Annotated in this window: 25 protein-coding genes; 10 read left to right on the forward strand and 15 right to left on the reverse strand. The window is 70.8% G+C overall.

The window, feature by feature from the left end:
- The first annotated feature begins 41 nt into the window (after positions 1 to 41).
- Both EPD65_RS09780 and EPD65_RS09785 read left to right on the forward strand, forming a co-directional pair.
- On the forward strand, positions 42 to 761 hold the full coding sequence (locus tag EPD65_RS09780) for a lysophospholipid acyltransferase family protein (protein WP_165872958.1): 720 nt from the start codon (positions 42 to 44) through the stop codon (positions 759 to 761).
- Positions 761 to 1438, forward strand: a complete 678-nt coding sequence (locus EPD65_RS09785) for a spermidine synthase (protein WP_243640535.1) — start codon at positions 761 to 763, stop codon at positions 1436 to 1438. The genes EPD65_RS09780 and EPD65_RS09785 overlap by 1 nt, the downstream gene beginning before the upstream one ends.
- A gap of 10 nt (positions 1439 to 1448) precedes the next feature.
- Here EPD65_RS09785 and EPD65_RS09790 read toward each other — a convergent pair whose 3' ends face one another.
- Complete coding sequence (locus tag EPD65_RS09790; RefSeq protein ID WP_131583600.1) at positions 1449 to 2180, reverse strand: ABC transporter permease; 732 nt, start codon at positions 2178 to 2180, stop codon at positions 1449 to 1451.
- A gap of 9 nt (positions 2181 to 2189) precedes the next feature.
- Positions 2190 to 2477: a Dabb family protein gene (locus EPD65_RS09795; RefSeq protein ID WP_131583602.1), complete on the reverse strand. Its 288-nt coding sequence runs from the start codon at positions 2475 to 2477 to the stop codon at positions 2190 to 2192.
- Between the two features lie 226 nt (positions 2478 to 2703).
- Between EPD65_RS09795 and EPD65_RS09800 the strand changes: the two genes are divergently transcribed.
- On the forward strand, positions 2704 to 3816 hold the full coding sequence (locus tag EPD65_RS09800; RefSeq protein WP_243640536.1) for a Glu/Leu/Phe/Val dehydrogenase dimerization domain-containing protein: 1113 nt from the start codon (positions 2704 to 2706) through the stop codon (positions 3814 to 3816).
- Positions 3813 to 7271 (forward strand): indolepyruvate ferredoxin oxidoreductase family protein, encoded by a 3459-nt coding sequence (locus EPD65_RS09805; protein WP_131583606.1) that lies wholly within the window; start codon positions 3813 to 3815, stop codon positions 7269 to 7271. Before EPD65_RS09800 ends, EPD65_RS09805 begins: the two co-directional genes overlap by 4 nt.
- 112 nt (positions 7272 to 7383) lie before the next feature.
- On the opposite strand, the gene EPD65_RS09810 is transcribed toward EPD65_RS09805, so the two are convergent.
- Together EPD65_RS09810 and EPD65_RS09815 are read right to left on the reverse strand one after the other, a co-directional pair.
- Positions 7384 to 9054: a GMC family oxidoreductase N-terminal domain-containing protein gene (locus EPD65_RS09810; protein WP_131583608.1), complete on the reverse strand. Its 1671-nt coding sequence runs from the start codon at positions 9052 to 9054 to the stop codon at positions 7384 to 7386.
- Between the two features lie 58 nt (positions 9055 to 9112).
- Complete coding sequence (locus EPD65_RS09815) at positions 9113 to 9739, reverse strand: TetR/AcrR family transcriptional regulator (protein WP_131583610.1); 627 nt, start codon at positions 9737 to 9739, stop codon at positions 9113 to 9115.
- Between the two features lie 126 nt (positions 9740 to 9865).
- On the opposite strand from EPD65_RS09815, the gene EPD65_RS09820 reads away from it, so the two are divergent.
- The 5 genes from EPD65_RS09820 (at position 9866) to EPD65_RS09840 (ending at position 14872) form a co-directional block, all read left to right on the forward strand.
- The gene (locus EPD65_RS09820) at positions 9866 to 10921 is read left to right on the forward strand and encodes an oxygenase MpaB family protein (protein WP_131583612.1); all 1056 of its coding nucleotides are present in this window, start codon (positions 9866 to 9868) and stop codon (positions 10919 to 10921) included.
- A gap of 53 nt (positions 10922 to 10974) precedes the next feature.
- Complete coding sequence (locus EPD65_RS09825; protein ID WP_131583614.1) at positions 10975 to 12771, forward strand: acyl-CoA dehydrogenase; 1797 nt, start codon at positions 10975 to 10977, stop codon at positions 12769 to 12771.
- Between the two features lie 124 nt (positions 12772 to 12895).
- On the forward strand, positions 12896 to 13774 hold the full coding sequence (locus EPD65_RS09830; protein ID WP_131583616.1) for a universal stress protein: 879 nt from the start codon (positions 12896 to 12898) through the stop codon (positions 13772 to 13774).
- On the forward strand, positions 13765 to 14190 hold the full coding sequence (locus EPD65_RS09835) for a pyridoxamine 5'-phosphate oxidase family protein (RefSeq protein ID WP_131583618.1): 426 nt from the start codon (positions 13765 to 13767) through the stop codon (positions 14188 to 14190). The genes EPD65_RS09830 and EPD65_RS09835 overlap by 10 nt, the downstream gene beginning before the upstream one ends.
- Before the next feature lie 46 nt (positions 14191 to 14236).
- The gene (locus tag EPD65_RS09840) at positions 14237 to 14872 is read left to right on the forward strand and encodes a response regulator (RefSeq protein WP_131583620.1); all 636 of its coding nucleotides are present in this window, start codon (positions 14237 to 14239) and stop codon (positions 14870 to 14872) included.
- Between the two features lie 6 nt (positions 14873 to 14878).
- Here the strand turns inward: EPD65_RS09840 and EPD65_RS09845 are convergent, their stop codons facing one another.
- Together EPD65_RS09845 and EPD65_RS16280 are read right to left on the reverse strand one after the other, a co-directional pair.
- Positions 14879 to 16456: a GAF domain-containing sensor histidine kinase gene (locus EPD65_RS09845; RefSeq protein ID WP_165872959.1), complete on the reverse strand. Its 1578-nt coding sequence runs from the start codon at positions 16454 to 16456 to the stop codon at positions 14879 to 14881.
- 42 nt (positions 16457 to 16498) lie between these two features.
- A complete protein-coding gene (locus EPD65_RS16280; protein WP_165872960.1) occupies positions 16499 to 16918 on the reverse strand; it encodes a pyridoxamine 5'-phosphate oxidase family protein in 420 nt (139 codons plus the stop codon).
- Positions 16919 to 17059: 141 nt separating this feature from the next.
- Between EPD65_RS16280 and EPD65_RS16285 the strand changes: the two genes are divergently transcribed.
- Complete coding sequence (locus tag EPD65_RS16285; RefSeq protein ID WP_165872961.1) at positions 17060 to 17269, forward strand: hypothetical protein; 210 nt, start codon at positions 17060 to 17062, stop codon at positions 17267 to 17269.
- A gap of 18 nt (positions 17270 to 17287) precedes the next feature.
- Here the strand turns inward: EPD65_RS16285 and EPD65_RS09855 are convergent, their stop codons facing one another.
- The 9 genes from EPD65_RS09855 to EPD65_RS09895 form a co-directional block, all read right to left on the reverse strand.
- Entirely contained in the window at positions 17288 to 17662 is a 375-nt protein-coding gene (locus EPD65_RS09855) for a VOC family protein (protein ID WP_131583626.1), read from the reverse strand.
- A 55-nt stretch (positions 17663 to 17717) separates the two neighbouring features.
- Positions 17718 to 18938, reverse strand: coding sequence for an acyl-CoA dehydrogenase family protein (locus tag EPD65_RS09860; protein WP_131583628.1), 1221 nt, complete (start codon positions 18936 to 18938; stop codon positions 17718 to 17720).
- Between the two features lie 31 nt (positions 18939 to 18969).
- Entirely contained in the window at positions 18970 to 19467 is a 498-nt protein-coding gene (locus EPD65_RS09865; protein ID WP_131583630.1) for a MarR family winged helix-turn-helix transcriptional regulator, read from the reverse strand.
- A 10-nt stretch (positions 19468 to 19477) separates the two neighbouring features.
- Positions 19478 to 20047 (reverse strand): DNA primase, encoded by a 570-nt coding sequence (locus EPD65_RS09870; RefSeq protein ID WP_131583632.1) that lies wholly within the window; start codon positions 20045 to 20047, stop codon positions 19478 to 19480.
- 84 nt (positions 20048 to 20131) lie between these two features.
- Positions 20132 to 20452: a DUF2853 family protein gene (locus EPD65_RS09875; protein ID WP_131583634.1), complete on the reverse strand. Its 321-nt coding sequence runs from the start codon at positions 20450 to 20452 to the stop codon at positions 20132 to 20134.
- Positions 20453 to 20562: 110 nt separating this feature from the next.
- Complete coding sequence (locus tag EPD65_RS09880) at positions 20563 to 21513, reverse strand: alpha/beta hydrolase (protein WP_131583636.1); 951 nt, start codon at positions 21511 to 21513, stop codon at positions 20563 to 20565.
- Positions 21514 to 21545: 32 nt separating this feature from the next.
- Complete coding sequence (locus EPD65_RS09885) at positions 21546 to 21986, reverse strand: PaaI family thioesterase (RefSeq protein WP_131583638.1); 441 nt, start codon at positions 21984 to 21986, stop codon at positions 21546 to 21548.
- A complete protein-coding gene (locus EPD65_RS09890) occupies positions 21983 to 22447 on the reverse strand; it encodes an SRPBCC family protein (protein ID WP_131583640.1) in 465 nt (154 codons plus the stop codon). Before EPD65_RS09890 ends, EPD65_RS09885 begins: the two co-directional genes overlap by 4 nt.
- 175 nt (positions 22448 to 22622) lie before the next feature.
- Positions 22623 to 23633, reverse strand: coding sequence for a 5'-3' exonuclease (locus EPD65_RS09895; protein WP_131583642.1), 1011 nt, complete (start codon positions 23631 to 23633; stop codon positions 22623 to 22625).
- Between the last annotated feature and the right edge of the window lie 122 nt (positions 23634 to 23755).

A 23755-nucleotide genomic window follows, 5' to 3' on the forward strand; every position in this document is an offset into this window, starting at 1 on the left:
GCATGCCTGACGTGCGGCTCCCGGTGGTCCATGATCGGCGCATGCCGATGACGAACGCCGAAGCCCACCGCATCGCCCGCGAAGAGGGGGTGAGCGGACCCTTCTACTTCGTCGTCAAGACGGTGGTCGGACTCGTCTTCCGCTTGCTGTGCGGCTTCACCGTGCGAGGCAAGGAGAACGTCCCGAAGAAGGGCCCGATCGTGATCGTGCCCAACCACAAGAGCTTCTGGGACCCGTTCTTCGTGGCTCTCGTCCTGCGACGCCCGGTGCACTTCATGGGCAAGGCGGAGTACGCCGAGGGCCGCTGGGCGAAGTACTTCCTCGCGCTCGGCTACTTCCCGGTGCGGCGCGGCGAGTCGGACGCTGACGCGCTCGAGACCGCTCGCGCGATCCTCGCTCGGGGTGACGCGCTCGCGCTCTTCCCCGAGGGCACCCGTGTGCGTGGCGACGACCTCGGTGCGCCCAAGCGCGGAGCAGCGCGGCTGGCGATTGAAGCCGGTGCGCCGCTGGTGCCGGCCACGATCACCGGCACCGAGAAGCGTCGGTGGCCGCTGCCCCGCAAGGTCACGCTGACCTTCGGTGAGCCGGTCTCCGTCGCCGACCTCGAGGCCACGCCGGAAGACGCCGCCACGGCGATCGGCCGGGCCTGGCCCCAGGTGTCGGACGAGTACACGCGCTGGCAGAACCGTCCGGGCGCGATTGCGGCGGCCGCCGCGGCTGTGGGCCTGGGCGCGTGGGCGATCCGCCGCCGCATGCGCTGATGTCCGACCTGTTCGTCCTCGAGCTGGACGGGCTGCAGCAGTCCGCGGTCGATCCGCAGGACCCCACGCGGCTGGTCTTCGACTACGTCCGTCGCATCGGCGACCTGATCGACGCGATGCCGGAGGGTCCGCTGCGCGTGCTCCACGTCGGCGGTGCCGCCATGACCCTGCCACGGTACGTCGCGGCCACACGCCCGCGGTCGCCCCAGATCGTGCTCGAGCCCAACGAGGCCGTGCTCGCTCGCGTGGCCGACGAGATGCCGCTGCCCCCACGGTCCGGGATCGAGGTCCGGGTGGTCGACGGGCAGACCGGGATCGCACAGATCCGGCCGGCGTCACAGGATCTGGTCGTGCTCGATGCGTTCGACGGTGGCGTCGTGCCCGAGGCGCTGACGTCGGCTCCGTGGATCCGCCAGGTGCGCGAGGTCCTGACTCCGCGCGGCGTGTTCGTGGCCAACATCGTCGACCGGCCGCCGTACCCGCGGATCCGGCCGTTCATCGCGGCGGCGCGTGACCTGGGCGGCCTGATGGTCGCGGTCGAGCCGGCCACCATGAAGGGGCGTCGCGAGGGCAACATGCTCATCGCGTGTGGTGCCGTGCCGACGGGAGCGTTCGACGACGGGTCGACGGACTTCCGGGTGTTCCGGGGCCAGGCGGTCGTCGACGCGTTCGGGTGACGGGTTCAGGTCACTCGACGAAGACGTAGCGGCTGCGTGACGCCTGCAGGGTGACGGCGAGCGCCGTGACGAGCATGGCGAGGCCGATCGACGCCAGGACCACCAGCTGGAAGCGCGCTGCCTCGGCCGGTGGAGCACCGGCGAACAGGGCTCCGACGAACGCGCCGGGCAGCGTGACCAGCCCCGTGGCCCGGGTCTGGTCGAGGTTGGGCAGGAGCGACTCGGCGACGGCGGTGCGCAGGATGTCGTCGTACGCCCGGCGGGGTGTGGCCCCCAGTGCCAGCCAGCCCTCGACCTCGCCCCGGCGTACGGCGGCGTCGTGGGCAAAGCGGCGGCCGGCCAGGGTCGAGGCGCTCATCGCGTTGCCGATGACGATGCTGCTCAGGGCGATGACGTGGCGTGCGTCGAACGGCACCAGCCGCATCCCGAGAGCGAGCGTCAGCGCGATGGCAGCGCCGGCCACGACGGAGATCGCGGCATGGCGCCGACCGTGCGGGATGGTGCGGATCCGGCCACCGGCGACGGCAGAGGCCGTCAGCAGCATCAGGGCGATGAACGCCGCAGCCGTTGCCGGCGCGGACAGCACGCCCTTGAGCAGCAGCGCGATGATCGTGAGCTGGAGGGCGGCCCGGGCCAGCGCGACCACCGGCTGCCAGCCGATCGAGATCCGGAACGCCCGCGCGACGGCGGCGGTCGCCGCGGCGACCACCACCAGAGCCGCCGCGAACCAGACCGTCGTCATCGGCAGCGATCAGGCGTCGTAGGTGTAGTCGAGGACGTGGCGCTCGGAGCGGAGGGCGCCGAGCTGCGCGGCGACCTCGCGGTGCACGGGGTGCTCCTGGTATGCGGCCAGCGCGGCTTCGTCGGCGAAGCGGGAGACCAGGACGACGTCGGCGGACGCCTCCAGACCGTCGGCGCGGATGCCGACCTGGAACTCCAGGGTGCCCGGGACGAGGTCGCCGCAGCGGTCCAGTGCCGCCTTGAACGCCGGCGCGTCAGCCGGGTCCTTGAGGCTCCACATCACGACATGACCGATCACGTACTGCTCCTTCGCGCTGCCTGTCCACCGGGTCGCCCCACGCTAGCCCCCGGCGTACGACGACGCGCGCCGCGGCGACTGGGATCGGACGCGTTTGCGGTGCATGATGTGGATCACACCTCCGTCACCCATGCGGTGGTGCACACCACGGGGCGGTCCCACCCGGGCCGCCCGCCCCACTCCGGTCGGACCACTCGCGCCGCCCGGCCCACCTGAGGAGCCATCCGTGTCCACAGCCGTTGCACCCGTCGCCACGAGCGCGCCGAGTCGTCCCGCAGGTCTGGTCTTCGACCGCACCGACGAGCTCGCCACCGCCGCCCACGAGCAGGTCGTCTTCTGTCACGACCGCGCCACCGGCCTCCGCGCGATCATCGCCCTCCACGACACCACGCTCGGTCCCGCGCTCGGCGGCACCCGGATCAAGGCCTACGCCTCCGAGGCCGATGCGCTCACCGACGTCCTGCGCCTCTCGCAGGGCATGACGGCGAAGTCCGCTGCTGCGGGCATGGACCTCGGCGGTGGCAAGGCGGTGATCATCGGCGACCCGTCGGTGATCAAGACGCGTGAGCTGCTGCTGGCATACGGCCGCTTCGTCGACAGCCTCGGCGGTCGCTACGTGACCGCGGCCGACATCGGCTCGACGGCGGACGACCTCGACATCGTGGCTGAGTCGACCCGGTGGGTCGTCGGCAAGAACAAGGGCGGGTCGGGCGACAGCGGCTACTCCACGGCGTACGGCGTGTTCTGCGCGATGCGGGCGGCCGCCGAGCGGCGCTTCGGTCCGTCCGGGCTGTCGGGTCGCACGGTCGGCGTCGAGGGAGTCGGCAAGGTCGGCTCCCGCCTGGTCAGCCTGCTCGCCGCCGCCGGGGTGGAGCGGATCCTCGTCTCCGACCCGTACGCCGCGGCCACCGCGGCGCTCGCCGCGAACCTGGCCCACGTCGAGGTCGTGCCATCGGTCATCGATGCCGCCGTCGACGTCTACGCACCGTGCGCCCTCGGCGCGACGCTGACGCCGTCCAGCGTCGCTGCGCTGCGCGCGCCGGTGGTCTGCGGAGCCGCCAACAACCAGCTCCTCACGCACGACGTCGCCGACCTGATGCACGCGCGCGGAATCCTGTGGGTCCCCGACTACGTCGCCAACGCCGGCGGTGTCGTGCAGGTCGGTGGCGAGCTCTACGGCCAGTCGCACGAGGAGGTGGAGGCAAAGATCGCGGCGATCGGCCACACCACGGAGGAGATCCTGCGCACCGCCGACGACCTCGGCATCACGACGTCCGCCGCCGCTGACGCGATCGTCGAGGCCCGCCTCGCCGCCCGTCGCTCGGAGCTGGGTCGGTGACCGCGGTCTTCGAGCCGGGCACCGTCTTCGAGGGCTACGACCTCGCTGACCGCTACCGTGCCGGCGCCGGTCCTGTCCTGCTGACCGGCGTCCAGGCGATCGCCCGGATGCTCGTCGAGCAGCGCGCCCTCGATCGTCGTCGCGGTCTTCGCACCGGCCTCTTCATCTCCGGCTATCCGGGCAGCCCGCTCGGCGGGCTCGACCAGCTGCTGCTCAAGATGCCGCAGGAGGTGGCCGACAACGACATCACCGTGGTGCCCGGCCTCAACGAGGAGCTCGCGGCGACGGCCGTCTGGGGCACGCAGTCCGCGGCCACGCTCGACACCGACCGCTACGACGGGGTCACCGGCGTCTGGTTCGGCAAGGGCCCGGGCGTTGACCGCGCCTGCGACGCGATCCGTCACCTGAACATGTACGGCGGCCACCCGCAGGGCGGTGTCCTCATGCTCGTGGGCGACGATCCGGCGGCGAAGTCGTCGACGGTCCCGGCCGTGAGCGAGCGGACGCTGGCCACCCTCGGCGTACCCGTGCTGTTTCCGCGCAACGCAGCCGAGATCGTCGAGCTCGGGCTGCACGGCATCGCGATGTCGCGTGCCACCGGCTGTGTCGTCGCGCTCAAGGTGGTCGCCGACGTTGCCGACGGTGCGTGGGTGGTCGACGGCAGCACGTCGACGATCGATCCGGCTCCTGCGCCGATCGCGTGGCAGGGCAGCCCCTGGACCTACGAGCCGACGAAGATCGAGCTCTACCCCGACCGGATCGTCGGCGCGGAGGCGAAGCTCTACGGCCCGCGGATGGCAGCCGTGAAGGCGTACGCAGCCGCGAACCACCTCAACCGGATCGAGCTCCCTGCCCCCGGGGCCAGGCTCGGCATCGTCGCCGCCGGCAGCTGCCACGACTCGCTGCGCCAGGCGCTCGCCGACCTCGGGGCCTCCGACGAGGCACTCGAGCAGGCCGGCATCCGCGTGCTCCGGATGGGCATGATGTGGCCGATCGAGCCGACCATCATCGACACCTTCGTGGACGGGCTCGACGAGGTGCTGGTCGTCGAGGACAAGACCCCGTTCCTCGAGCAGGGCATCCGTGAGCTGCTCTACGGCCGCCCCGATGCCCCGCGCATCCTCGGCAAGAACGACGAGAAGGGTGTGCCCCTCGTCCCGTACGACGGCGAGCTCACCGCCGGTCGACTGCTCACTCCGCTGCGACGGGTCCTGCGCGACCGGATGCCGCTGGCGCCCGAGCCGCCAACCCGGATCGACCTGCCGCTGCTGAGCACCAGCCGGACGCCGTACTTCTGCAGCGGGTGTCCGCACAACCGCTCGACGGCGCTGCCGGAGGGTTCGGTCGGTGGCGGCGGTATCGGCTGCCACACGCTGGTGACGATCTCGCAGCGCTCGGACAGTGCGGTCCTGGGCGTGACCCAGATGGGTGGCGAAGGTGCGCAGTGGATCGGTCAGGCGCCGTACGCCAAGGCCGAGCACATGTTCCAGAACGTCGGCGACGGCACGTTCTTCCACTCCGCCCAGCTGGCTGTGCAGGCGTGTGTCGCGGCGGGCGTCGACATCACCTACAAGCTGCTGCACAACGACGTGGTCGCGATGACCGGCGCGCAGGACCCGCAGGGCCGCTTCGCCATCGCGAAGCTGACGCACAACCTGGTCAACGAGGGCGTCGCCAAGGTGATCATCTGCGCCGACGAGCCGCAGCGCTACCGCCGCCGTGACCTGGCCAAGGGCGTGGAGCTGTGGCACCGCGACCGGCTCGACGAGGCGCAGAAGGTCTTGCGCGAGATCAAGGGCACGACGGTCCTCGTCTACGACCAGCACTGCGCTGCCGATGCCCGTCGCCAGCGCAAGCGGGGCACGCTCGCTCCCCGGACGAAGCGCGTGGTCATCAACGAGGCGGTCTGCGAGGGCTGCGGCGACTGCGGCGTGAAGAGCAACTGCCTCTCGGTCCAGCCCGTCGAGACGGAGCTGGGGCGCAAGACGCGCATCGACCAGACCGGGTGCAACACCGACTACACCTGCGTGCAGGGCGAGTGCCCGTCGTTCGTGACGGTGGAGACGGACCCGACGGCGAAGGTGGCCCGGAGGAGGGCTCCCGAGCCGCCGTCGGTCACCGACCCGGTGGCAGCGCCGCTGGACCGCACATGGAGCGTCTTCATGGCCGGCATCGGCGGCACCGGCATCGTCACGGTCAACCAGGTCCTCGCGACCGCCGCGCTGCGTGCCGGCCTCGGTGTCGAGTCGCTCGACCAGGTCGGGATGAGTCAGAAGGCCGGGCCGGTCACCGGTCACCTGCGGTTCGGCCCCGGCACGCTGGAGCCGTCGAACCGCGTCACGCCCGGTGAGGCCGATGCGGTGCTCGGCTTCGACCTGCTGACCCTCGCCGAGGGCCGCAACCTGCAGTACGCCGACGCGTCGCGCACGCTCGCCGTCGTCTCGACAAGCCGGACGCCCACGGGGCCGATGGTCTACGACAAGACACTGGAGCACCCGGGGGAGTCGGGTCTCCTCGAGCGCGTTGACGGCGTGGCCGCGGCGGTGTGGTCGTTCGATGCGATCAAGGCGGCGGAGGTGCTCTTCGGCAGCAACGCGGCGGCGAACTTCCTGCTCGTCGGTGCCGCCTTCCAGAGCGGCGCGCTCCCGATCCCGGCGTCCGCGATCGAGGAGGCGATCGGCATCAACGGTGTGGCGGTGAAGGCCAACGTCGCCGCCTTCCGCTGGGGCCGGGTCGCGGTCTCCGACCCGCAGGCCTTTGCTGCGGCGACCGCCAAGCCGGGGGAGCGGGTGCGGGCAGTCGACGTTCCCGGGCTGCGCGAGGCGGCCGTGACCGGTGAGGTCCGCTCGCTCGTCGTGGATCGTGCGGCGCGGCTCGTCGACTTCCAGTCGGCCGCTCTCGCTGCCGACTACGTGTCGCTCGTCGACTCCGTCTGGACGGCCGAGCGGGCGGTCACCGAGGACACGCGGCTGTCCGACGCGGTGGCGCGTCACCTCTTCCAGCTGACCGCCTACAAGGACGAGTACGAGGTGGCGCGCATGCTGACCTCACCCGAGGCCCGCGCCGCCGTCGCGGAGCAGGTGCCGGGTGGTGCGCAGGTGACCTTCAACCTGCGGCCGCCGGCGTTCGCGTGGTTCCTGAAGGAGCGCAAGATGGCGTTCGGTCCGCGGTGGCACTGGCTGCTGCGGCTGCTCGCCACGCTCAAGGTGCTGCGTGGCACGGCGTTCGACCCCTTCGGTCGGGCGCACGTACGCCGCACGGAGCGGGCCATGCGTGACCACTACCGATCCCTGGTGGCCGGCCTGGCTGGCGGTCTGAGTGCCGACGGCTACGAGCGGGCGGTCCGGCTGGCGGCGTTGCCCGACGTGGTCCGTGGCTACGAGTCGGTCAAGCTCCGCAACGTCGAGCTCTACCGGGGCCTGCTCGAGGCTGAGGGGGAGCGACCGACGTTCTGAGCGGGGCGCGCGGCCCCGCTCGGGACTGGACAACCATGTTGGCGCACTCTGCGGAGGTAGTGACGTCCGCAGAGTGCGCCGACGTGGTTGCAGAGTGGGCGCGGCGCCAGCGTCAGCCGACCGCTGGCAGCCGCAGCTCGGCCGGAGCCCCAGCCGGCACCGCGGGCGACAGCGGAGCGACCGGCGCCACCCGCGCGTACGCCGACCCCAGCGACGGCCGCGGGTCCGCCTCGCCCTTGTTGGGCCAGAACGCCATGGCCCGCTCGGCCTGCGCAGTGATCGTGAGCGACGGGTTCACGCCCAGGTTGGCGGTGATCGCGGAGCCGTCGGCAACGTGCAGGCCGGGGTGGCCGTAGATCCGCTGCCAGGGGTCGATGACTCCGGTCGCGGGGGAGTCACCGATGGTCGCGCCGCCGATGTAGTGCGCAGTCGCCGGGATGTTGAAGAGGTCGGTCATGACCGCACTCGTGACACCGTCGGCCTTCTTGGCGTACTCGCGGGCGATGTCGTGGGCGACGGGGATCCAGTCGGGGTTCGGCTCGCCCGTGCCTTGCTTCGTGCGCAGTCGCCCGCCCCGGAGGTACGACGTCAGGGAGTTGTCGAGCGACTGCATCACGAGGAGAACGACGGTGCGGTCGGCGGCCTTGCGGAGGTCGAACGCGCGCAGTGACTGCAGCGGGTGGAGCAGCAGGAAGGCGAGGAAGCGCAGGAAGCGGAACGGTCCGCCGTCGATCATCGGGACGGCCTGCGCGTACATCGCGTTCTGACCGGAGCCGTAGGTGACGGTCTCGATGTGCGTCTGCGACTCGGGGTGGATCGAGGAGGTGATCGCGACGCCCTGGGCGAAGTCGTCGCGGCTCTTGCTGGTGACGCAGAGGATCGCCTCGGAGTTGGAGCGGGTCAGCTCGCCGAGGCGGTCGGAGAGCTGGGGGAGCGAGCCGTCGTCCTTGAGCTTGTGCAGCAGCTTCTGGGTGCCGAGCGCGGCGGCCGAGAAGACCACCTGCTCGGCGGTGAGCGTGCGGCGCCCCTTGCGCAGCTTGCCGTTGGCGCGTTCGGTGTCGACCTCGTAGCCGCCGCCTGCGCGCGGGCGGACCGACGTGACGGTGGTCAGCGCGTGCACCTCGGCGCCGGCCTGCTCGGCCAGGTAGAGGTAGTTGGTGACGGTGGTGTTCTTGGCGTTGTGGCGGCAGCCGGTCATGCACTCCGAGCAGTGGATGCAGCCCCGGCGGGCGGGCCCAGCACCGCCGAAGTACGGGTCGGGGACCTCCTCGCCCTCGGCGCCCTCGTTGAAGAAGACACCGACGCGCGTGCGGTGGAAGGTGTCGGCCACGCCGCGGTCGCGGGCGATCTCCAGCAGCAGGTCATCCGCCGGACCGGTGCGCGGGTTCTCCTCCACGCCGAGCATCCGCTCGGCCTGGTCGTAGTACGGCGCCAGCTCGTCGGCCCAGTCCGTGATGTGTGCCCACGCCTGGTCCTTGTAGAAGTCCGGCAAGGGCTTGTAGAGCGTGTTGCCGTAGATCAGCGAGCCGCCACCGACGCCCGCGCCGCTGAAGACCATGCACTTGCCGAGCATGCTGATCCGCTGCGGACCGGTCATGCCCAGGCGCGGCATCCAGATCGACTTGCGCAGGTTCCAGTTGGTCTTCGGGATGTCGTCGGCAGCCCACCGCCGTCCCGACTCGAGTACGCCGACCCGGTAGCCCTTCTCGGTCAGCCGGAGGGCGGTCACGGAGCCGCCGAAGCCCGAGCCGATGACGAGGACGTCGTAGTCGAAGGTGGCCATGCGTTGCTCCTGCGGGATCGACACGGGGGATGATCCGCAGCATAGGGCTGCGCAGGGGTCAGGCGCCGCTGAACATCCGGCACGCCGCGCTGCCGACCAGGGCTCCCAGGTCGTCGGTCGTCCAGGGGTTGTCCTCGTCGAGGAGCGAGCGGATCGCTGCCTCGCAGGAGGCCATGAAGAGCTCCATCAGCACGGGCATCTTCCGGTCGAGGTCGTCGATCTGCCACCACCGGTCGACGGCCGAGCGGATCCAGTGCGTCGCGTGCTCGAGGATCTCGGCGCGCGCCGCCTGGAAGCGGGCGGACAGTGCCGGGTCCGGCTCGCCGCTGACCAGCAGCCGCCAGGTGGAGGGCTGCTTCTCGGCGGCGGCGAGCAGCGAGCGGAAGCCGGTGACGAAAGCGGCCTCGGGATCGTCCTGCCCGCCGGAGGAGTGCAGCGCGGTCAGCAGCGACTCGCGCAGCAGGGTCGCCTCGCGGTCGATCAGCGCGCTGACCAGCTCGACGCGGTCGGCGTAGCAGGCGTAGACGACCGGGCGGGTGACGCCGAGGTGGCTGGCGACGGTGCCGATCGTGACCGCTGCCATGCCGCCGTCCACCGCGATCTCCAGGGCCGCGTCGAGGACGGCCGGGCGCCGTCGTTCCGGCCCGAGGTGGGCGGCGCGGGTGCGGGGTGTGGCGGTCGACATGGCGTGATCCTGACACGGATCCGGAAACGAAGAGATTTGCTTCACACTTGAAGGAACATGCTTCATGTGTGACTTAATGTCACACCAACACCCTCCCGTCGGGAGGCGCCACGAAAGGTCTTCGCCATGGCATCGCGCCCCGTCGCCCCGCACCGCGACTACGGCTTCTTCGCGCCGGATTCCGTCACCCGCAAGGTCTGGGGCTACCCGACGACGCCGCTCACGGGCATCGTCCGGGCTGTCGTGGTGGAGGAGTTCGACCCCAATCTTGTTGCAGCCGTGCACCAGACCGGCGCGAACTACAACCGGCTCGACACCCGCTACGCCCGCACCGTCCAGTACTTCGCTGCGGTGGCGTTCGCCGACAGTCAGACCGTCACGAAGATGGCCGACGTCCTGGTGAAGATCCACTCCAAGGCGATCGGCATCGAGCCGGTCAGCGGCAACCGCTATGACGCCAACGACCCGGACTCGCAGCTCTGGATCCTGGTCACCGGCTGGCACTCGGTGCTCAAGGCGTACGAGATGTTCGGCCCGGGCAAGCTGACCGAGGACGAGGAGCGTCAGTACTGGGCGGAGTGCGCGATCGCGGCCGAGCTCCAGACCTGTGACCCGGCAGCAGTGCCTCGCAGCCGCGACGAGGTGCGTGCGTACTTTGCCGAGTGGAAGCCACGGCTCGCCTCGAGCCTGTCGACGCACCAGATGATCAACCAGCTGCTCAATGGCGTGAATGCCGTGCTCGCCGACAGGAAGGGTGTGCTGCGGCTCGTCCGCCCGGTCGCCAACGTCCTCATCCGCAAGAGCACGATCGCCTCGTTGCCGCACCACATGCGCGAGCTCGCCAACGTCCGGCAGAGCCGTTTCACGGACGCCTGGGTGACGCTCATGGTGCGGTTCCTCATGCGGACCGCCCACCGTAGCCTCCCGCTCCAGCGCTTCCTTCTTGCGCAGATCGCGCCGAAGACGCTGCCGATCGTCGAGCCGCACTGGCGCGGGCTCACGCCGGACAACCCCGTCGTCCTGACGCCCGAGGAGGCGCGCCACCAGTGGGGCTACGTCCGGCCCAGCGAGGCGCACCACGACCTCCGTGCCCGGCAGCAGGCGCGGGTCTTCGGCGAGGGCCTCGCGCCCAGTGACGAAGGCCTGATCGAGTCCCAGGCCGTCCTGGGCCGTCTCGCCTGACATTCCTCCAAGCACGTAGCATTCTTGCGATTCCCCCTCCTGGAAGGACCCCCGTGGCCTCGAACCTGGTCTCCGCCCGCAACATCGAGTTCCTGCTGTACGAATGGCTCGACGTCGAGCGGCTCTCCTCGCGCGAGCGCTTCGCTGAGCACTCCCGCGAGTCGTACGACGCGCTGCTGGAGCTCTCCGCGCAGCTCGCGACCGACCACTTCGCGACGCACTTCCGCAAGAGCGACGAGCAGGAGCCGACGTTCGACGGCACCACCGTCCACCTGATCCCGGAGATCGGCGACGCGCTCAAGCGCTTCGCCGAGATGGACGGCTTCTCGCTGCAGGCGGACGAGGAGTTCGGCGGCATGCAGCTGCCGGCGACCGTCGGCACGGCTGCTTCGACGTGGTTCACCGCGGCCAACATCGGCACCGCCTGCTACTCGTTCCTGACGGTTGCGAACGCCTCGCTCCTGGTCGCTCACGCGAGCGACGAGATCAAGCAGCGCTACGCGCGGCCGATGTTCGAGGGTCGCTTCTTCGGCACGATGGCGATGTCGGAGCCCCACGCCGGCACCTCGCTCGGCGACGTCACGTCCCGCGCGATCCCGCAGGCCGACGGCACCTACCGGGTCTTCGGATCGAAGATGTGGATCTCCGGTGGAGACCACGAGATCGCGGAGAACATCGTCCACCTCGTCCTGGCCAAGCTGCCGGACGCGCCCGAGGGCACGAAGGGCATCTCGCTCTTCGTCGTCCCGAAGTTCCTGGTCAACGAAGACGGCTCGCTCGGTGAGCGCAACGACGTGGTGCTCTCGAGCATCAACCACAAGCTCGGCTCGCGCGGCACGGTCAACACCGCCCCGGTCTTCGGCGACGGCGCCTTCCAGCCGGGCGGCGAGTCGGGCGCGATCGGCTTCCTCGTGGGTGAGCCCCACAAGGGCCTGAAGTACATGTTCCACATGATGAACGCCGCCCGCCTCGCGGTCGGCACGGCCGCGACGGGCACCGCGTCGGCGGCGTACCTGAAGTCGCTCGACTACGCCCGCAGTCGCCCGCAGGGCCGCGCGCTGACGACGACCGACCAGGCCACACCGCAGGTCGAGATCATCGAGCACACCGACGTGCGCCGGATGCTGCTCGCGCAGAAGTCGTACGTCGAGGGCGCCATGGCGCTGGCCCTCCTCTGCGCCAGCCTGCTCGACGACGAGCGGACTGCGGAGACCGAGGAGGCCCGTGCCGAGGCCTCGAAGGTGCTCGGGGTCCTCACGCCGATCGTGAAGTCGTGGCCGTCGCAGTGGGGTCAGGAGTCGACCTCGCTGGCCATCCAGGTGCTCGGTGGTGCGGGCTACACCCGCGACTACGACGTGGAGCAGCACTGGCGCGACCAGCGCCTCAACCCGATCCACGAGGGCACGCACGGCATCCAGGCGCTCGACCTGCTCGGCCGCAAGATCCTGATGGACGGCGGCGCCGGCCTGATGGCGCTCGCCGGCCGCATGGAGAAGACGATCGCCGCTGCCCGCGAGCTCGGCGGCGAGCCCTCGGCGTACGCCGACCAGCTCAAGGCGCAGCTCGACCGGATCGGCGAGGTCACCTTCGGTCTCGTCGCGCTCGGCGACCCGGAGAAGATCATGGCCAACGCCTCGGTCTACCTCGAGGCCGCCGGTCACCTCGTCGTCGCGTGGATCTGGCTCGAGCAGCTGGTGGTCGCCGGCACCACGGAGGGCGACTTCTACAACGGCAAGCGCCAGGCCGGCCGCTACTTCTTCGCCACCGAGCTGCCGAAGATCACGCCGATGCTGGACCTCGTCGCGGCGGGTGACCTCACGTCGTACGAGATGCAGGACGCCTGGTTCTGATCGCACCATCGCGAAGGCCCGGACCGCTCGGCGGTCCGGGCCTTCGCCATGCGTGACCTAGGTCCGTCGAGCGTGGGCCGCGCGGCCCTGTCGGCCCGCTGTGGTCGAGGCGCACGCTCAGGTCATGAACGACGCGATGGGTCCCGTGGTGGTCGGCTGGGATGCCAGCCCGGAGGCGCACCTCGCGCTCCAGCGAGGGCATGAGCGCGCGGAGCGCACGCAGTGTCCGCTGCGCGTGGTGATCGCGCTCGGTGACATCGGCAAGCTCTCGGTCTGGGCGGACGAATGGACGCGAGGACTCGGTGAGGAATGGAGCGCAAAGGCGCAGAAGGTTCTCGCCGAGCTCGGCCGGCCGGAGCTCGTCCCCGAGCTGGTCGAGGGAACGCCGACAGACGTGCTGATCGCCGCCAGTCGCACCGCCTCCATCGTGGTGGTGGGCGCGGGCGGGCACGGTCCTCTCTTTGGCCGCCTGCTCGGCTCGGTGAGCCAGCAGCTCGCCCGGCACGCCGCCTGCCCGCTACTGGTGGTCCGGGCAGGCGGTGTCGCCGTAGGGCCGGTCGTAGTCGGCGTCGACGGCTCGCCCGGCAGCATGGCGGCACTGGAGTTCGCGTTGGCAGAGGGAGCGGCTCGCCGACTCCCCGTCGATGCGCTCTACGTCCCGCAGCACCTGCCGGGGTACGTGTACTGGGAGGGACCGGCGCCGGTCGAGCTGCTGCGGGACCTCGAGGCCCACGACGCCCAGGTCCGGGCCACGGTGGAGGCGGCGCTTGCCGGTCATCCCGACCTCGTCGCCCAGGTGCGGATCGCTGAGGGTTCCGCGGCGCACGAGATCGCCCGGGCCTCCGAGAACGCCAGCCTGGTGGTGGTCGGCAGCCGGGGCACGACAGGCTCGTCGCGGCTCCTGCTCGGCTCTGTCGCGAACGCCGTTCTGCACCGCTCGCATTGTCCGGTCGCGATCATCCACGCACCGGTCGAGGAGGAAGGAAGTCAGCCATGCGACTGATCGATGAGGCCGAGAAGCTGTTCCAGGGCGAGATCGTCGACCTCGAGCGCCCGGAGTGCCTGCGGCTCCTTGAGCTGAGCCGGGTGGGCCGGATCGCGGTCAACGACCCGGACGGGCCGTTGGTCGTCCCGGTCAATGGGCGAGCCGACGGCGAGGACGTGTACTTCCGGCTGCGGGAGGGGTCGCAGCTGGCGCTGGCGCTCGCGGATGGCCGGGCCGCGTACGAGGTCGACGGCTTCGACGAGTTCCGGCAGGCCGGATGGAGCGTCCTCGTCCGCGGGGAGGTGCGCCGGATCAGCCCGGAGGACCTTCCGGAGCACCGGTCGGAGTGGCCCCGGCCCTGGGCCGCGGGCGAGCGTGACGTCTGGGTGCGCCTCGCCGGTGACTCGATCTCCGGGCGCCGGTTGCTCCCGTGACCGCAACTGCGATGAATGCATCCCCAGCTTCCGGTAGAACGGTGCCATGACGATCCGTGTGTTCCTGCTCGACGACCACGAGGTCGTCCGCCGCGGCCTGCGCGACCTTCTGGAGTCGGCCGGCGACATCGAGGTCGTCGGGGAGAGCGGCTCGGCCGTCCAGGCCACCGCAATGATCCCCGCGCTGCACCCCGACGTCGCCGTGCTCGACGGCCGGCTGCCGGACGGCAGCGGCGTGGACGTGTGCCGTGACGTGCGGTCCGTCGACGCCTCGATCCGGGCCCTCATCCTCACCTCGTACGACGACGACGAGGCGCTGTTCGCCGCGATCATGGCCGGAGCCTCGGGCTACGTCCTCAAGCAGATCACCGGCACCGACCTCGTCGACGCGGTGCGCCGCGTCGCCGAGGGCCAGTCGCTGATCGACCCGTCGCTGACCGCGCGGGTGCTCGAGCGCGTGCGCTCGGGCGCGTCGACGGGGCCAGCCGAGCTGGAGGTCCTGACCGCCCGCGAGCGCGAGATCTTCGAGCTGATCGCCGAGGGTCTCACCAACCGGCAGATCGGCGAGCGTCTCTTCCTCGCCGAGAAGACGGTCAAGAACTACGTGTCGAACCTGCTCGCCAAGCTCGGCCTCGAGCGGCGTACGCAGGCGGCGGTGCTGGCCTCACGGCTGCTGCACTGACGGCGGTCAGCGGACGGGCACACGGAAGAGCAGGCGTGTGCCGGTCGGCTCGGCGCGGGTCACCTCGAGCGAGCCGCCCAGGTGGGTCGCTCGCTGCCGGAGGTTGTGCAGGCCGCTCTCGCGGCCGCCCGGGGCGATGCCGGAGCCGTCGTCGGTCACGGTGAGGCTGACCTCGTCGGTATCACTCGTGAGGGCGATCGAGACGGCACCGGCCGACGCGTGGCGCGCGGCGTTGGAGAGGGCCTCACGCAGGGCCGCAACGAGGTGCTCGGCGATCACGGCGGAGACGGCGGTGTCGACCGGGCCGGCGGTCCGGACCACAGGGGCGAAGCCGAGCACACCTTCGTACTCAAGGGCCAGGGCAGTGACCTGTGCGCGCAACGACTGGGCGCCCGGCCGCTGGAGGGCGAAGATCGTGCTCCGGATGTCACGGATGGTGGTGTCCAGGTCGGCGACGGTGCTGTCGATCCGGTCAGCCACGACGGGGGACACCACCTGTCCGCGGACGCCCTGCAGCTGGAGGCCGGTGGCGAAGAGCCGCTGGATGACCAGGTCGTGGAGATCGCGCGCGATCCGGTCGCGATCCGACACGATCGCGAGCTCGGCACGGTCCGCAAGGGCTCGCGCGCGGTCGAGCGCGAGACCTGCCTGCTCACCGAACGACGCGAGCATGTCGAGGTCGGCCCGCAGCATCCCGCGCTCCTGCCGGGGGTCGAGGACGACCACCAGGACCGTCGCTCCGAAGAGCTCCGCGCGCACCGGCACGGCGACCGCGAGTTGCTCGTCGGCGAGCGCGACAGGATCGGGGCGGCCGCCCGCGAAGGCTTCCCGAACCGCCACGTCGGACGTCTCCACGACGGCTGGGGCGGAGCCGGCGTCGCGGCCCTCGGTGCTCACGATGGTCGGCGCGCCGGCCTCGTCGGTCGACAGCACCGCGACGAGCGGAGAGCGGGAGACAACGCGCGCCGCGACAGCGACGAGGTCCAGGGCCTCCTTCATCGTGGCGCTCGGGCGCAAGGCCTGCTCGAGACGAGCGGTCGCCTCGAGCCAGACGCGCTGGCGCTCCGAGAGCGCGTAGGCACGGGCGTTCTGCACGACCACGCCGGCAGCGCTGGCCAGCGCCTCGACGAGCGCCTGGTCCTGGTCGGTGAAGGCGGCGCCTCCGGCCTTCTCCGTCAGGTACAAGTTGCCGAAGGCGACGCCGCGGATCAGGACGGGTACGCCGAGGAAGCTGGTCATCGGCGGGTGGTTCTTCGGGAATCCGTACGACGCCACGTGGTCCTGCAGGTGGGGGAGCCGGAGCGGTCCCGGGTGCCGGATGAGCAGGCCGAGGATGCCCCGTCCGTGAGGAGGGTCGCCGATGCGGGCGCGTTCGTCGTCGTCGACGCCGTGGGTGATGAAGGCGGCGAGGTCGTCGTGGTCGCTGATCACGCCCAGTGCGCCGTAACGAGCGCCGGTGAGCTGGCAGGCGGACTCGACGATCCGCCGCAGCACCTTGTCCAGATCGAGGTCGGAGCTCATCGCTGCCACCGCCTCGAGGAGCACGCGCGCGTCGCTGCTCAGTCCCTCGTCGTCCCTCTCCACGCCTCTCATGGTCTCAGGAGCACCTCGGGGCACACAGGGAAATCAGCCCGCCGAACGGGTATCCATCCGGGTCATTCCGATCCGCCGACCGGTCAGCTGGTCCCAGCGCAGACGGAGGAAGAGCGTCCTGGCCCCCTGGGCCCACGGGTCCGGGTCGTGGAAGGTCCTGAGGAACGTCGCCTCCGCGACGTTGTCGATCCGTTCGCAGGTGCCGAGGGCGACCACGCTCCAGCCGGAGCGCGTTGCCTCGTCGTAGGAATCGACCTCGTACGCCACGCGTGCGCTCCACCCGTACGTCCCGAGCTGGCTGTACGGCGAGGTCCGCAGGATCAGCGCATCGTCGACGACCGTGTGGTTGACCGGCACGATCACGGGTCCTTGAGGCGTACTGATCGCACAACGGCCGACGGTGGTCGCGCCGAGGAGGTCACGGCACTCCCGGTAGTGCAGTTCGGTGTCCATGCCTCCAGCGTGCGCGCACGGGAAGGCGGGCGCACGGGTCCCAGGTCCTGACCTCGCGGGACCTCGTTCACTGGTCCCGCGAGGGTGGGCGAGGGACCGTTGAGGTGAGCACCCGGGGTGTGCAGGCGGAAGGAGCGGGCGATGATGTGGCACGACTACGCGGACCAGGGATGGGCGTGGATGGCGGTGGCCATGGTCGGCTCCGTGGTGGTCCTCGTCGTGGCCGGGATCTGGCTGGTCGAGCTCGTTGCCGGCTGGCCGTGGCGCGACCGGGACCACCCGATCCATGACGAGGTTCAGCGCCTCGAGCACCGGGCCAGGCGCGATCTCCCCGAGAAGCCCGACGAGTGACGTCGGGGGCGGGCCGCGTCAGCTCGCCTGGACGACCCAGATCCAGTTGCCGTCGGGGTCGGTGACGGAGAACATCTTCGGCACCGGTCCCTCGCCGCCCATCGGCTCGCCGACCTGTGCACCCGCTGCGCGCAGGGCCTCGAGGGTGGCGTCGACGTCCGGGGTCTCGACGCCGATCGCGCCACCGCCCGGTTCGCCGTTCATCGGAGGGTTGAGGGCCAGGCGCGCGTCGGAGCCGGCCGGGCCGACCTCGACCCAGCGGCCGGCGTCGGCGCCCTCCCCGAAGGAGACGTCCAAGCGGACCTCCCAGCCGAGCGTGCCGGTGTAGAAGGCGACGGCTGCGTCCTGGTCCGCGACGCTGAACATGGCAACGGCGATCTTCGAGATGGTCATGACTCCACCCTCGCCCCGTGTCCGCCGCGGGGCAAGGGCCGGGAGCCGGCGCGGGTCAGCCGGTGATGTCGCGCCCGAGGATCTGGCGCGCGATGACCCACTTCTGGATCTCGTTGGTGCCCTCGTAGATCTCGCCGATCTTGGAGTCGCGGTAGAGCGCCTCGACCGGGCCGGGCGTGCCGTCGGCGGCGAGCTCGCGGGCGAAGCCGAAGCCGCCGTACGCCTGCACGGCGTCGCGGGCGATGTCGACCGAGAGACGGGTGCCGTAGAGCTTGGCCATCGCGGCCTCCGGCTCGGGGAACGGGTTGCCGGCGTCGAGACGCAGGGCGGCCTTGAGGTAGAGGTTGCGGGCGTTCTCGATCTCGGTGGCCCGGTCAGCAAGGAGGAACTGCCAGTGCTGGTTGGCGCCGACCGGCTTGCCGAAGGCCTTGCGGGTGGAGACCTGCTCGACGATCAGGTCGAACGCGCGCTGGGCCATGCCGACGCCGGCTGCCGCAATGCCGATGCGGCCGAAGGTGAGGGTCTGCAGCGCCTGACGCAGGCCGTTGCCCTCCACGCCGCCGAGCAGCTCCTCACTGGAGACGTGCACGTCCTTGAAGTGGACGTCGGCGGTCAGCTGGCCACGGTTGCCCATCTTCCGGTCGGGCGTGCCGACGGTGACGCCGGGCAGGGTGGTGTCGACGATGAACATCGACATGCGCTCGCCGGTCTTGGCCAGGACGACGATCTCGCCGGCGACAGGGGAGTTGGAGATCCAGCGCTTGTGGCCGTTGAGCACCCAACCGCCGGCGGTCGGGACGGCCTCCGTCTTGAGCGCCTCGATGGAGAGGTCGGTGGAGGCGTCGGGCTCGGTGGTGGCGAAGGCGCCGACGATCTCGCCCGTGACGATCTTGGTGAGCCAGCGCTGCTTCTGCTCGTCCGTGCCCTGGTTGAGGGCGTTGCCCGACAGGATGCAGTGGACGTCGAAGACCGCGCCGATGCTGCTGGAGTGGTAGGCGAGCTCCTCGATTGTCGCGGCGGTCGCGGTGGCCGGGTGCTCCAGGCCGTGGCCGCCGACCTCGGCGCCGAAGCCCACGCCGAACAGGCCCTCCGCGGCGAGTGCGTCGAAGACGGCGCGGGGGAACCCGTCGACCTGCTCGTCGCCGTTCGCGATCTGTGCGGCGGCGGGCGCCACGATCCGGTCGGCGATCTCGCGGGCCTTGGCCCGGGCGTCGAGGACGTCAGCGGGGGAGAGCAGGTCGTGGAAGAGCGTGTCGTACTGCCGCGCAACGATCATGCGGGGAAGATATCATTTGCTCCACGAACGATTATGCGGTCTCGCCGTCGAACGCCTCGATGAGCGGCTGGCTCCCGGCAATGGTGCGCAGCGAGTCGAGCAGGTCCGTTGCCCGGTCGCCGAGCTCGTCGTCGATCATCCGGTCCACGCGGGCGAACGCCGTCACGATGCGCTCGTGCAGACGGCGGCCCTCAGCGGTCAGGGCGACGACGTAGCGGCGGCGGTCGGCGGGATCGCGCTCACGCACCACTGCGTCCAGGGACTCGAGGTGGTCGAGCGCCGCGGCCATCGTCGCCGGGTCGATGCGGAGCTGGCGGCCGAGGTCGACCTGCCCGGTCGCGCCGAGGTCGACGAGCATCTGCAGCACGCTGAAGTGGCGGACCCGGACGCCGAGGGGGTCGATCGCCTGCTCCTGCAGCCGGTAGGCGACCTGGCCGAGGCGGACGAGCAGGCAGCTCGGGTGCTGCCCGATGCCGCCGGGCACGAGCGAGGGCCGTGGGGTCTCTGATGCCTGTGCGCCGCCCGTCATGCCCGGAAGGTTACCGGGGCGGCAGCACCTGGATGCCCGCGAGCAGCAGGATGTTCAGGTCGAGCAGCCACTCGGTGCGGGACCGTTCCTCGAAGAGCGCGTTGGCCTCGGCCACGTGGGCGCGGCCCTCGGACCTCGTCCAGCCGTTGACGGCGCACAGATGGTCGAACGCCCGCTCGTGATGGCCGCGGAGTCCCGCGAGGCCGAGGTGGGTGGTCTCGTGGCAGCGGGTGCAGAGGCAGACCAGTCGCCGCAGGCGCTGCACCGGCATGCCGAAGCTGGCGAACGGTTCGTCGGTCGGCGCCTCGTCGTACGCCCAGCGCTCGTGGGCCTCGAGCCAGATCTTCTGCCGCGGCCGGGCGGGCTCGCCGCACGCCTCGCAGCGGTTGCCCGCGCGGCCGTAGACCATGCGCCGCACGCGGTCCCAGTCGGCGGGCGCGATGTTGGAGCGGACGTTGGTGAACCAGCACGAGGCGGGGACCAGGTCGACGAAGAGCGGCGCACCGCCGGGGGCCGGGTTGAAGGCCCGATCCTCGCCCGGGAGTACGTCGGGCAGGGTGCGGCGTTCCGGGGTGGTCACCGGGACATCCTCGCGTGCGCGGGCTGGCGGAATGCGACAGGGCCCGCCTCCACCGGACGGTGGAAGCGGGCCCTGTGATGCACGTCAGCGGAAGAGGTCGAGCTTCCCGAACTTGTCCGCCAGCAGGTAGTAGACGGTGATGCGGCTCTTGGTGCGGTCCGCCTTCATCGCCAGGGCGACCTCGTCGAGCGCGGCGTCGAGGACGTCGTCGCCGTCGGTCAGGCCGAGCTTCTTCTTCAGGAAGTTGGTCTTCACCGTGGCGCGCTCGGTGGCGTCCGACAGGGCGACGTACGCCGAGTCGCGGTCGTTCATCACGAGCCGGTAGTTCTTGAGCAGCGTCGCGATGACGGCGTCGTCCGCGTCGGCGGCGTACTTCTTGACGTCTGCAGCCCAGTCTTCAGCCATGTGGTGCATCTCCTTTGATGTACGGGTTGTCGTTGCGAACCTAGGCACGGGTTCGGCTGTGGACAACGCGGCGCGGGGAGTTTTGGCAAACGTTCATGTACGGGGCGTGGTCACTCCTGGCCGACGCGGGTGCAGAACGCGTCGATCGCGTCGACCATCTGGTCCAGGCCCGGCTGCTCGAGCGGGTAGTGGCCGGCGTTGTCGAGCAGGACCGTCTTGACGGACACCTTCGTGACCTGCTCGAGGAACGGCGTCGACAGGTGCAGTGGCGTCCAGCGGTCAGCTGCCGGCTGGGTGAGCAGCACGGGGCAGAGGTCGAACGCGGCGGGAGTCAGCGGCGCGGTGTAGTTGAGGTAGGAGTCGAGGAACGCGATCGAGACGTTGTTGCCCGCCGACGTCTTGTCGGCGTAACAGGCCTTCTTCGCCGCGCGGTTGTTGACCAGCGTGCGCATCTTGCTGACCCAGCGCATCGGCACGCGCAGGCGGCGCAGGGGAGTCATCGCGAGCAGCTTCATCAGCGTCGCGCCCAGCATGCCGGTGATCGGGTCGAACGCCGTCTCGCGGCGTACCTGCGCGGAGGACTGGTCGAGGAAGGTCATGCCGACGATGCCCGCGACGCCGCCTCCCCGCTGGGCGTTGAGGGAGGCGACGTGGAAGGTCTCCATGCCGCCGGCCGACAGGCCGTAGAGGACGATCGGACGTCCGTCGCGCTCCTTCTCGATCAGGGCCGAGCCGATGCGCACCCAGTCGTCGTAGGTGACCAGCGCGCCCGGCGCGACCTCGGTGATGCCGTACGTCGGCATGTCGATCGCGATGGTCTCGTAGCCACGCTCGGCGAGCGGGTGACCGAGGATCGTGGTCATCTGCCGGCCGTTGGTGCCGACGCCGTGGAAGAGCAGGACCTTCACCGGCGCGTCCGCGTTGCGGTAGGTGTCGAGGTGGATCCGGTGACCCTCGTGCTCCCACCACTCCTCGGTCGGCTCGGTCTCCGGCGTCAGTCGGTACGCCGGCGGCAGCTGCTGCTGGATGGTGCGCCAGGCGGACTGGGATGCGTAGGTCATGGAGCCGATCGTGGCACGCTCCGGCCGCGACGTCAGCGGTTGACGATGCAGGTCGTCGTGCCGTGGGCGACCAGACGACCGCGCTCGTCGACGACCCGCCCCTCGGCGGTCGCGACACGTCCGCCGACGTGGATGATCTCGCCGGTGGCGGTGAGCCGCTGTCCGTCGGTGGTGACGTTGCCCGTGTAGTTGACCTTCAGCTCGAGCGTCGCGTAGCTCTCGCCGGGCCCGAGGGTCGTGTGGACCGCGCAGCCCATGACGGAGTCGAGCAGGGTGGCGCAGATGCCGCCGTGGACGTTGCCCATCGGGTTGGCGAAGTCGGGGCGCGTGGTGAGGGCGAAGGAGACCCGCCCCTCGTCGATCAGCTCGATCTTCATGCCGAGCAGACCGCCGATGTTGGGGATCGTGGACGTGTCGATACCGGCGAAGAGCCGCAGCTGCTCGAGGCCGGTCATCTCGGCGAGGCTGGTCATGCCGTGGCCTTCAGTGCCGCCGCGTCGATCGCTCCGAGTGCAGTGTGGAACGCAGCCTTGATCAGCGGTCGCGAGGCCTGCGTGAGGGCCGCGCCGACGAGCGGGACGGGCACGACGTACGTCGAGGTCCAGGTCGCCTCGGTGACGGCGCCGCGGCGTACGAACTCGATCCGCCCGAAGCGGTGGTCGAGCGGCGTGCTGGCGGCGAGCAGCTTGTAGTCGAAGCGAGTGGGGGCGTCGAGGTCGGCGAACTCCTCGACGAGGTACGCACCTCCCGGCAGGCCGACGCGGCGCTGGGTGCCGACGCTCTGCGGGCCGTCGGTGCCTTCCTTGAGCACGGTGACCTTGGTGATGCCCTTGACCGCGGCCATCCGGACCGGGTCGACGAGCGTCGCGAAGAGGGCGGCCGGGGTCGCGGTGAGCTGCCGCCGGGCGGTGACGGTGACGGGCGTGGTCGCCATGATGCCTCCAGAAGTAGACTGACTGGTCTACAGCATACGCTGCGGCACGTGGCTGACCTCACCGAACCCTGTCCCAACTGCAACACGATGATGCGCTGGGAGACCTCGCACGAGCGGTGCGACGGATGCGGCTACATCCGCCCGTGCTGCGAAGGCGCTCCCTGCCACTGACGGGTCAGTTGCGGCCGTACGTCGCCGACGCGGGGTCGGTGCTCAGCACCCGGCGTGCGTACGCCGTCGTGGCGTCGTCACCTAGGAACTCCACGACCCGCGACACCCGCTCCCACGGCAGCGGCAGGAGTCCCGGGGTGCCCGGGATGTCGGGGGTCAGGCCGAGCTCGATGTCGTTGCGGCCGGTCATCATCCGCACGTTGAAGTCGTAGCGCTCGCGCGCGCCCTCGGCGGTGAGGGCGCGGACGACACGGGCGCCGATCTTGCGCGTGCCGGCCTCGGCCGCCCACTCGTCGAGGACCGCGATGACGGCTGCACCGTCGTTGTGGTCGATGTCGGCCCAGACGCCGTCCATCGGGCCGAGCTGGGACAGCAGGGCCGCGGCGGTCTTCTCGCCGATCCCGCTGACGCCCGGGAGGTTGTCGCTGGAGTCGCCGCGGAGGGCGGCGTACTCGAGGTAGCGCTCGGCGCGTACGCCGTACATCGACTGGAGGCTGCGGGGGCTCAGCAGCGGTGAGCCGTTGATGCCGCCGTTGATCAGCCGGAGCACGCGGGTGTGCTCGCTGATCAGCGCGAACGCGTCGCGGTCGGAGGTGATGACGACGCAGTTCCAGTCGTTGCGCTGGGCCCAGGCGGCCGCCGAGGCGTTGACGTCGTCGGCCTCGAGGCCCGGGGGAGTCACGGTGGCCAGGCCGAGGGCCCCGAGCAGCGAGCCGGCCCGCTCGAGCTGGTCGACGAGCTGGGCGTCCTTCTCCGCGCGGCCGGCCTTGTAGTCGGGGTAGAACTCGCGACGCTCGGACCGCTCCCGGTCGTCGATCCCGAAGAGCACCGCGTCGGGCGCGAAGGTGTCGATGGCCTCGAGGATCTGGCGCAGCATGCCGTGCAGCGCCCACGCCGGCCGCCCGGCGCGATCGGTCATGCCGGTGTGCGACCGCGCGTGGTGGTTGCGGTGCAGCAGCGACGGGGCGTCGACGACGAGGAGCAGGCGGCGTTCGGTGGCTTCGGCGGTCGACATCGCGGCCCATCCTAGGCGGGATGTCCGCGCCCGCTCACACGGCTGGTCGCACGGCTGGGCCCGGACGCCTCAGGCAGGGACGGGGGTTGACACTGGGGTTCGTGGCGCGCGCCGGGTGCCCG

Origin of the sequence: Nocardioides jejuensis, assembly GCF_004337475.1 — a bacterium.
Lineage (GTDB): Bacteria > Actinomycetota > Actinomycetes > Propionibacteriales > Nocardioidaceae > Nocardioides > Nocardioides jejuensis.